At 62.6% G+C, this 7,891-nt stretch carries 7 protein-coding genes; 4 read left to right on the top strand and 3 right to left on the bottom strand.

Going from position 1 to position 7,891, the window contains the following annotated elements; genetic code table 11:
* A partial coding sequence (locus tag GPA27_RS27400) for a hypothetical protein (protein WP_211165283.1) occupies positions 1-267 on the bottom strand: 267 nt, incomplete at its 3' end.
* Between GPA27_RS27400 and apbC the strand changes: the two genes are divergently transcribed.
* The 3 genes from apbC to GPA27_RS27385 all read left to right on the top strand — a co-directional run bounded on the left by apbC (position 266) and on the right by GPA27_RS27385 (position 4,425).
* Entirely contained in the window at positions 266-1,357 is a 1,092-nt protein-coding gene (gene apbC / locus GPA27_RS27395) for an iron-sulfur cluster carrier protein ApbC (RefSeq protein WP_169143580.1), read from the top strand. The two genes, GPA27_RS27400 and apbC, sit on opposite strands and share 2 nt — an antisense overlap.
* Before the next feature lie 111 nt (positions 1,358-1,468).
* Entirely contained in the window at positions 1,469-2,035 is a 567-nt protein-coding gene (gene dcd / locus GPA27_RS27390) for a dCTP deaminase (RefSeq protein WP_169143579.1), read from the top strand.
* A gap of 143 nt (positions 2,036-2,178) precedes the next feature.
* Entirely contained in the window at positions 2,179-4,425 is a 2,247-nt protein-coding gene (locus GPA27_RS27385; RefSeq protein WP_169143578.1) for an arginine/lysine/ornithine decarboxylase, read from the top strand.
* A gap of 60 nt (positions 4,426-4,485) precedes the next feature.
* On the opposite strand, the gene GPA27_RS27380 is transcribed toward GPA27_RS27385, so the two are convergent.
* Complete coding sequence (locus tag GPA27_RS27380; RefSeq protein ID WP_169143577.1) at positions 4,486-4,986, bottom strand: dihydrofolate reductase; 501 nt, start codon at positions 4,984-4,986, stop codon at positions 4,486-4,488.
* Entirely contained in the window at positions 4,983-5,777 is a 795-nt protein-coding gene (locus GPA27_RS27375; protein WP_169143576.1) for a thymidylate synthase, read from the bottom strand. The genes GPA27_RS27380 and GPA27_RS27375 overlap by 4 nt, the downstream gene beginning before the upstream one ends.
* A gap of 146 nt (positions 5,778-5,923) precedes the next feature.
* On the opposite strand from GPA27_RS27375, the gene GPA27_RS27370 reads away from it, so the two are divergent.
* The gene (locus GPA27_RS27370) at positions 5,924-7,387 is read left to right on the top strand and encodes a cyclic-di-GMP receptor FimW-related protein (RefSeq protein WP_505606754.1); all 1,464 of its coding nucleotides are present in this window, start codon (positions 5,924-5,926) and stop codon (positions 7,385-7,387) included.
* Positions 7,388-7,891 lie beyond the last annotated feature (504 nt).

Genomic DNA, 7,891 nt, shown 5'->3' with positions numbered 1-7,891 from the left:
GGTCGGGGGTGTGGCTTCGTGTTGCGGACCGGACGGCGTGGCACAAGCGGAAAGCAGCGCGATCAACGCGGAAAGTGCCAATGCCTGGAAACGGGGCATGCTCGGGATATCCTGAAAGATGGAATTCGTGCGAGGCGCGAATTTTACCGCGTCGCGCGCGGCGGAATGACCCTTTTGCGCCCGAGGGTGAGCGCCGGCGCCGCCTTCGGTATGATGGAGTTCTTGTCGCCCCGCTTGCGGGCCCGTGATCCCGAGGAAGCCAGTCATGAGTGTCACCGCCGAGTCCGTTACCGAAGTGCTAAAAACCGTTGTCGATCCGAATACCGGCAAGGACCTCGTGTCGTCCCGGTGCATCCGTAACCTCCAGGTGGCTGGGGGGAGCGTGAGTTTCGAGATCGAACTGGGTTATCCCGCCAGGACACAGTTCGCGCTGATCCGCGACCTCGCCGTTGGCGCGGTGCTCACGCAGCCGGGCGTCGAGCAGGTCGAGGTCAAAGTCGGCAGCAAGATCGTCGCCCATGCCGTACAGCAGGGCGTGAAGCTCCTGCCGGGCGTCAAGAACATCATTGCGGTAGCCTCGGGCAAGGGCGGCGTCGGCAAGAGCACCACCGCCGCCAACCTCGCGCTCGCGCTGGCGGCCGAAGGCGCGCACGTGGGCATCCTCGATGCCGACATCTACGGCCCGTCGCAGCCCCAGATGCTGGGCATCGGCGCGCACAAGCCGCATTCGCTCGACGGCAAGACCATGGAGCCGCTCGAGGCGCACGGCCTGCAGGCGATGTCCATCGGATTCCTCGTCGACGTCGAGACGCCGATGGTGTGGCGCGGCCCCATGGCCACCCAGGCGCTCAACCAGCTACTCAAGGAAACAAACTGGAAGGATCTCGACTACCTGATCATCGACATGCCGCCGGGAACCGGCGACATCCAGCTCACGCTGTCGCAGAGCGTGCCGCTCACCGGCGCCGTCATCGTCACCACGCCGCAGGACATTGCCCTGCTCGACGCGCGCAAGGGCCTCAAGATGTTCGAGAAGGTCGGCGTTCCGATCGTCGGTGTCGTCGAGAACATGAGCATTCACATCTGCTCGAAGTGCGGCCACGAGGAGTCGATCTTCGGTACCGGCGGCGGCGAGAAGCTCTGCGCGGACTACAATGTTGCCTTCCTCGGAGCCCTTCCGCTCGATCTGCAGATCCGTCAGGAGGCCGACTGCGGCACGCCCACCGTGGTCGCCGACCCGGACGGACGCATTGCCGGCATCTACCGCGAAATCGCGCGGAAGGTGGCCGTTCGCGTGGCCGAGAAGGCCAAGGACATGACCCACAAATTCCCCAATATCGTCGTCAAAAATACCTGACGCGCGGGCGCCGTCGGATTTGTCTTTTGATCCGACGGCGCTTGCCCTAAACTACGCGGATTTTTCGCGTCCGGCCTGTGCCGGACAGGTCGCCGAGGAAAACGCGCACCCATGTCCATCAAGTCCGACAAGTGGATCCGCCGCATGGCGGAACAGCACGGGATGATCGAGCCGTTCGCACCCGAGCTGGTGCGCCACAACGACGGCGGCAAGATCGTCTCATACGGGACGTCGAGCTACGGCTACGATGTCCGTTGTGCGAACGAATTCAAGATCTTCACCAACATCAACTCGACGATCGTCGACCCCAAGGATTTCGACGCCCGGAACTTCGTCGACTTCGTGGGTGACGTCTGCATCATCCCGCCGAACTCCTTCGCGCTCGCCCGCACCGTCGAATACTTCCGCATCCCGCGCAGCGTCCTGACCGTGTGCCTCGGCAAGTCGACCTATGCACGCTGCGGCATCATCGTCAACGTCACGCCGCTCGAACCCGAATGGGAAGGACATGTGACGCTCGAATTCTCGAACACGACTCCGCTGCCCGCGAAGATCTACGCGAACGAAGGCATCGCACAGATGCTGTTCTTCGAGTCGGACGAAGTGTGCGAAACGTCCTACAAGGACCGCGGTGGCAAGTACCTCGGCCAGACCGGCGTGACGCTGCCGAAGATCTGATCCAACCGCCCGATCCGTCTCGCGCGGAGCGACCATCGACAGGGGCCGTCTGACGGCCCTTTGTACTTTCCGGTAATACGGGAGCAAACCACACACGGGTATGATTCCCGTATGCCGCAGGGCAGCAAGCTGGAGAAACTGGAATGCGCTTTCACTTTCCGATCATCATCATCGACGAGGACTTCCGCTCCGAGAATGCGAGCGGGCTCGGCATTCGTGCCCTTGCGGAGGCGATCCAGGACGAAGGCATGGAAGTGCTGGGCGTCACCAGCTACGGCGACCTGACCTCGTTTGCGCAACAGCAGAGCAAGGGATCGGGCTTCATCCTGTCGATCGACGATGAAGAATTCTCCTCACCGGAAGCGTCCGACAAGGCGATCGCCGACCTGCGCGCCTTCGTCGAGGAGATCCGTTTCCGCAACGCCGACATTCCCATCTTCCTGTACGGCGAAACCCGCACCAGCCGGCACATCCCGAACGACGTGCTGCGCGAGATGCACGGCTTCATCCACATGTTCGAGGACACGCCGGAATTCATCGCGCGCTACGTCGTGCGCGAGGCCAAGAACTACCTCGAGAGCCTGCCGCCGCCGTTCTTCCGCGCGCTCACGCACTATGCCGCCGACGGCTCCTATTCCTGGCACTGCCCGGGCCACTCCGGCGGCGTGGCCTTCCTCAAGAGCCCGGTCGGCCACATGTTCCACCAGTTCTTCGGCGAGAACATGCTGCGCGCCGACGTCTGCAACGCGGTGGAGGAGCTCGGCCAGCTGCTCGACCACACCGGTCCCGTCGCCGCGTCCGAGCGCAACGCCGCGCGCATCTTCAACTGCGACCACCTCTACTTCGTCACCAACGGCACCTCGACGTCGAACAAGATGGTGTGGCACACGACGGTTGCGCCCGGCGATATCGTCGTCGTCGACCGCAACTGCCACAAATCCATCCTCCACTCCATCATCATGACCGGAGCGGTGCCGGTGTTCCTTACGCCGACGCGCAATCACTACGGCATCATCGGGCCCATCCCGATCGACGAGTTCCGGATGGAGACCATCCAGCGCAAGATCGAGGCCAACCCGTTCGCCCGCGAGGCCGCGAGCCAGAAGCCGCGCATCCTCACGATCACCCAGTCGACGTACGACGGCGTGGTCTACAACGTCGAGACCATCAAGGAGATGCTCGACGGGCAGATCGACACGCTGCACTTCGACGAAGCCTGGCTGCCGCATGCGGCGTTCCACGATTTCTACGGCGACTACCACGCAATCGGCGCAGACCGTCCGCGCTGCGAGACGTCGATGATCTTTTCCACCCAGTCCACGCACAAGCTGCTGGCCGGCCTGTCGCAGGCCTCGCAGATCCTCGTTCAGGATTCCCAGACGTGCAAGCTCGACCGCGACATCTTCAACGAAGCCTACCTGATGCACACGTCCACCTCGCCGCAGTACGCGATCATCGCCTCGTGCGACGTCGCCGCGGCGATGATGGAGCCTCCGGGCGGCCCGGCGCTTGTCGAGGAGTCGCTGTCCGAAGCGGTCGAATTCCGCCGCGCGATGCGCAAAGTCGGCGCCGAGTTCGGTGACGACGACTGGTGGTTTGAGGTGTGGGGGCCGGAATACCTTCCCGAGGAAGGTATCGGCGAGCGCGAGGACTGGATGCTCAACGCGGGCGACCGTTGGCACGGCTTCGGCAATCTCGCCCCCGGCTTCAACATGCTCGATCCGATCAAGGCCACGATCATCACCCCGGGCCTAGACGTCGACGGCGACTTCGACGATTCCGGCATCCCCGCCGGCATCCTCACGCGCTACCTCGCCGAGCACGGCATCATCGTCGAAAAGACCGGTCTGTATTCCTTCTTCATCATGTTCACCATCGGCATCACCAAGGGCCGCTGGAACACGCTGGTGACGGAACTGCAGCAGTTCAAGGACGACTACGACCGCAACCAGCCGCTGTGGCGCGTCATGCCGGATTTCATCGCCAAGCATCCGCGCTACGAAAAGGTCGGCCTGAAGGACCTCTGCGCGCAGATCCACTCCTTCTACAAGACCCACGACGTCGCACGCCTGACCACCGAGATGTACCTCTCGGACATGGTCCCCGCGATGAAACCCGCCGACGCTTTCGCCAAGATGGCCCACCGCGAGATCGAGCGCGTCGCGATCGACGAGCTCGAAGGGCGTGTCACCGCGATGCTCGTCACGCCGTATCCGCCGGGCATCCCGCTCCTGATCCCGGGCGAGCGCTTCAACGCGACGATCGTGCGCTACCTCAAGTTCGCACGCGACTTCAATGCCGCCTTCCCGGGTTTCGAGACCGACATCCACGGGTTCGTGCGCGAACAGTCGAACGGCCGCGTCGACTACTTCGTCGATTGTGTGAAGTAGGACTGATGAGCAGTCCGGAGCCGGGCAGCCGCGGCGCTAAGCCGCTGCACCCGGCCCGGGTCAGGATTTGCGCCGGTATTCGACGAAGTCGAACGGAAATTCGTTGTTCGTGTCCGCGGCGTGGGTTTCGCGGCGGGATTCGGTAAACAGCGAACGATCGAAGGCGGGGAAGAACGCATCACCGTCCACCTCCGCGCCGACCTCGGTCAGCACCAGGGCGTCCGCGCGGTCCAGCAACTGCCGGTAGATTTCAGCCCCCCCAATCACGAAGACCTTCCCGTCACCCGCGGCCGCGAGTGCGGCGTCGAGGCTCGCAAACACTTCCGCCCCGCTGGCGGCATACGACTCGTCCCGCGTCACGACCAGGTTACGGCGTCCGGGCAGCGGCCGGCCCAGCGATTCCCATGTCTTGCGCCCCATCAGCACCGGGTGCCCGACGGTCGTCGCCTTGAAGTGCGCAAGATCCGCCTTCAGGCGCCACGGCAACGCATTGTCACGACCGATCACCCCGTTGCGGGCGACCGCAGCAATCAGTACCACATCGGGCCGCGCCGCGCTCATACCGCCACTTCCGCCTTGATGTGGGGGTGCGGGTCGTATCCGTCGAGCGCGAAATCCTCGAAGCGGAAGGCGAAGATATCCTTCACGTCCGGATTCATCGTCATTCTCGGCAGTGGGCGCGTCTCGCGGGACAGCTGAAGTCTGGCCTGCTCGATGTGGTTCAGGTAAAGATGGCAGTCGCCCCCCGTCCACACGAAGTCCCCCGGCTCAAGATCGCATACCTGCGCCACCATCATCAGCAGCAGTGCATACGAGGCGATATTGAATGGCACTCCGAGGAAGATGTCCGCGCTGCGCTGATACAACTGGCAGGACAGGCGTCCGCCCGCGACATAGAACTGGAACAATGCGTGACACGGCGGGAGCGCCATGCCTTCGACCTCGCCCGGATTCCACGCCGACACGATATGGCGCCGCGAATCCGGGTTGCGCCGCAAGCCGTCGATCAGTTGCCCGATCTGATCCACTGTTCGCCCATCGGCCGTTTCCCAGCGTCGCCATTGCTTTCCGTACACGGGCCCGAGGTCGCCGTTCGCGTCTGCCCAATCGTCCCAGATCGACACGCCGTTTTCCTTGAGGTAGCGGATATTCGTGTCGCCTTGCAGGAACCAGAGCAGCTCATGGATGATCGATCGCATGTGCAGCTTCTTCGTCGTCAGCAGGGGAAAACCCTCGTCGAGATTGAAGCGCATCTGCCATCCGAACACCGACAGCGTACCGGTGCCGGTGCGGTCCGACTTCCGGTGGCCGTGTTCGAGAACGTGTCGCATCAGGTCCAGATACTGTTTCATGCATGAATCCATCGCCGAGAGACCGCGATTCTACATCGTAGGTGGAGCGTACAAGTCGTCACGAATTACCGTCGCGGGCCTGTGTTAACCTTGTTACAAAACCGCCGGATCGCGGCGGCCGGTCAGCTTATGGAGATTGCGTGGTGATGCGGGGAGCCAGCGTGCCACAGGAACCGATCATCGCCCGGACGGAGGCAGGGCGAGCAACGGCGCGCGTCGGTGCGGATTACGCGAAGCGTACCGAATTGCTGCGTGAGATCAGTGGGCTCCAATACGAATTGGGGATCCTTTCCCGGCGGGACGTGGCCGATCTTGCGGATCACCACCGTGTCCTTGCAAACCTCGACGAGGCCGTTCTCGCGTGCGTTGGTCGTGTTCGCGAAATGCTCACAACGCTCGAAGACCGTCGGGACTGCCGCCCCCTGTTAAATGCGGCGCGCGACATTTCCGGAGCCCTGCTCGATCAGCTCGAGCGCTGCCTGAATGCATACGGCGCGGGGCGAGACGGTGTCCGTGAGCGCAATGCCATCATCGACCTCGGTCAGCGTCTTGTGCGCGCGGGTGCCGAACGGGTGATATGGGAGCGGTGCAGCGGGGGGCCTCCGCATCCGCACTTATGGCAATGGCTCGGACGCGCCTTCATGCATGCAGCAGGCGACCGCAACGCTTCGACCGCACGGTCGGTGCCGGTGGTCATGCCTTCCGATGAATCCGTCGACTTTCATTACGTCAGAGCGCTCGCAGCGTGCACGGCATCGCTTGACCTGCTTGCGCCGCGCCTGTTGGTAGCGGTGGACCGGTTGTTACGTCTCTCCGTGCCAGTGGTGCGATTCGAGCCAGAAGTCTTCGAGGGGGCTACCCATTTTGTCGATCCGCAGGGCGGCGTGCCGCGCAGGCTCGTCGGCATTTCAGAAGCTGCTGCGGGAGCCTGGTTCTTCTCGCCCGGGCTAGCATCCGAAATGTTCCGCGAGGCAAGGGCGCGCGCTATTGCGGACGCCCAGTCCGCTGCCTCGTCGTCTGACGCCGAATCGTCATCCCTTCACCTCCGTGCCCTGGATCATCTTCTGCAGCACTGGTCGGCCATCCCCCCCGTCAGGCGTCACAGGCGCCACCAGATCACGGGATCGCTCGCCGCCGTCGCCGGTATCGATGAGCTTCGACGCGTATTCGGTGGTGAGCAAGGCGTGCGTCGTGAAGAATGGCAAGTTCGCGACCTCAGTCGTAGCGGACTGGGTGCCATCGCTGAAAACGCCGCGGTCAGCGTCGGCCAACTCGTCGGGATTCATCCCGTCGATGGGCAGGGATGGCAATTGGCCTTGGTGCGGAGAGCCTGGACAGAGGAAGAAGGCGCCACGCATGTGGGGCTCGAGGTGTTGTCGCGCAAGCCCGTACTCGCCCACGTTGATGACGGGCGCAGGCCTGCCGCGGTGCTGCTGTGCGACCCCTTGCTTCGGGGGGAGGCTGTGCGGATTGTTGCGCCCTTGCGCGCACTCGACGCACCCACCGTTCCCCTCTTTGTCACCGGCAACGGCAGCGTGCAAAAACTCAAACCGCTCGATGCGTCCTACACGGGCGACGGATTCGAGCTTCGGGTTTACCAAGTCCTCTAGAAACGACTTCTGCCGGCCTCGCTTGGTTAAAAACACGCCGGCGATGACGAGTGTGAGTGTGCTACGCCCTCATTATTCGTGCATCCGCGGTTCGCGAAATCTTGCTGCAAAGAATTTGCGTCGAAACTCTTGACGGCCCGCTTGAGCTCTATATAATTCGCGCCTCTTCAGCGCTGCGGCGGATTTGGCGGCGGCGGTGGAGGGCAGGAAAGAGGGGCGCGGTGCGGCAGCGGATTTAAAAAAGTTTGCTGCGGTGCTTGACGAAAGCGGTTGAGTTTGTCAGAATTTCTTTCTCGCTGCTTCGGCAGCGGTTCTTTAAAAAATTGGACAACCGATAAGTGTGGGTGCTTGGTTGGCGCGACCGAACTGCTTCGGCGGTTTTAATGTTGCAAAGATTGAGTGCTCATATGTAAGTCAGTAATGATTTCTTTGGGTGCTTTGTTGGATTGAACTTAAGAGTTTGATCCTGGCTCAGATTGAACGCTGGCGGCATGCTTTACACAT

It is taken from the genome of Aromatoleum toluolicum (assembly GCF_012911005.2).
GTDB lineage: Bacteria > Pseudomonadota > Gammaproteobacteria > Burkholderiales > Rhodocyclaceae > Aromatoleum > Aromatoleum toluolicum.
The sequence above is the reverse complement of the archived record's forward strand: the minus strand, read 5'-3'. Positions and strand labels throughout refer to the sequence as shown.

Excerpts from the sequence above, each read along its gene's own strand:
- GPA27_RS27380 (WP_169143577.1), bottom strand. The coding sequence starts at position 4,986 with ATGAGCGCGGCGCGGCCCGATGTGGTACTGATTGCTGCGGTCGCCCGC.
- GPA27_RS27385 (WP_169143578.1), top strand. The coding sequence starts at position 2,179 with ATGCGCTTTCACTTTCCGATCATCATCATCGACGAGGACTTCCGCTCC.
- GPA27_RS27375 (WP_169143576.1), bottom strand. The coding sequence starts at position 5,777 with ATGAAACAGTATCTGGACCTGATGCGACACGTTCTCGAACACGGCCAC.
- apbC (WP_169143580.1), top strand. The coding sequence starts at position 266 with ATGAGTGTCACCGCCGAGTCCGTTACCGAAGTGCTAAAAACCGTTGTC.
- dcd (WP_169143579.1), top strand. The coding sequence starts at position 1,469 with ATGTCCATCAAGTCCGACAAGTGGATCCGCCGCATGGCGGAACAGCAC.
- GPA27_RS27370 (WP_505606754.1), top strand. The coding sequence starts at position 5,924 with ATGCGGGGAGCCAGCGTGCCACAGGAACCGATCATCGCCCGGACGGAG.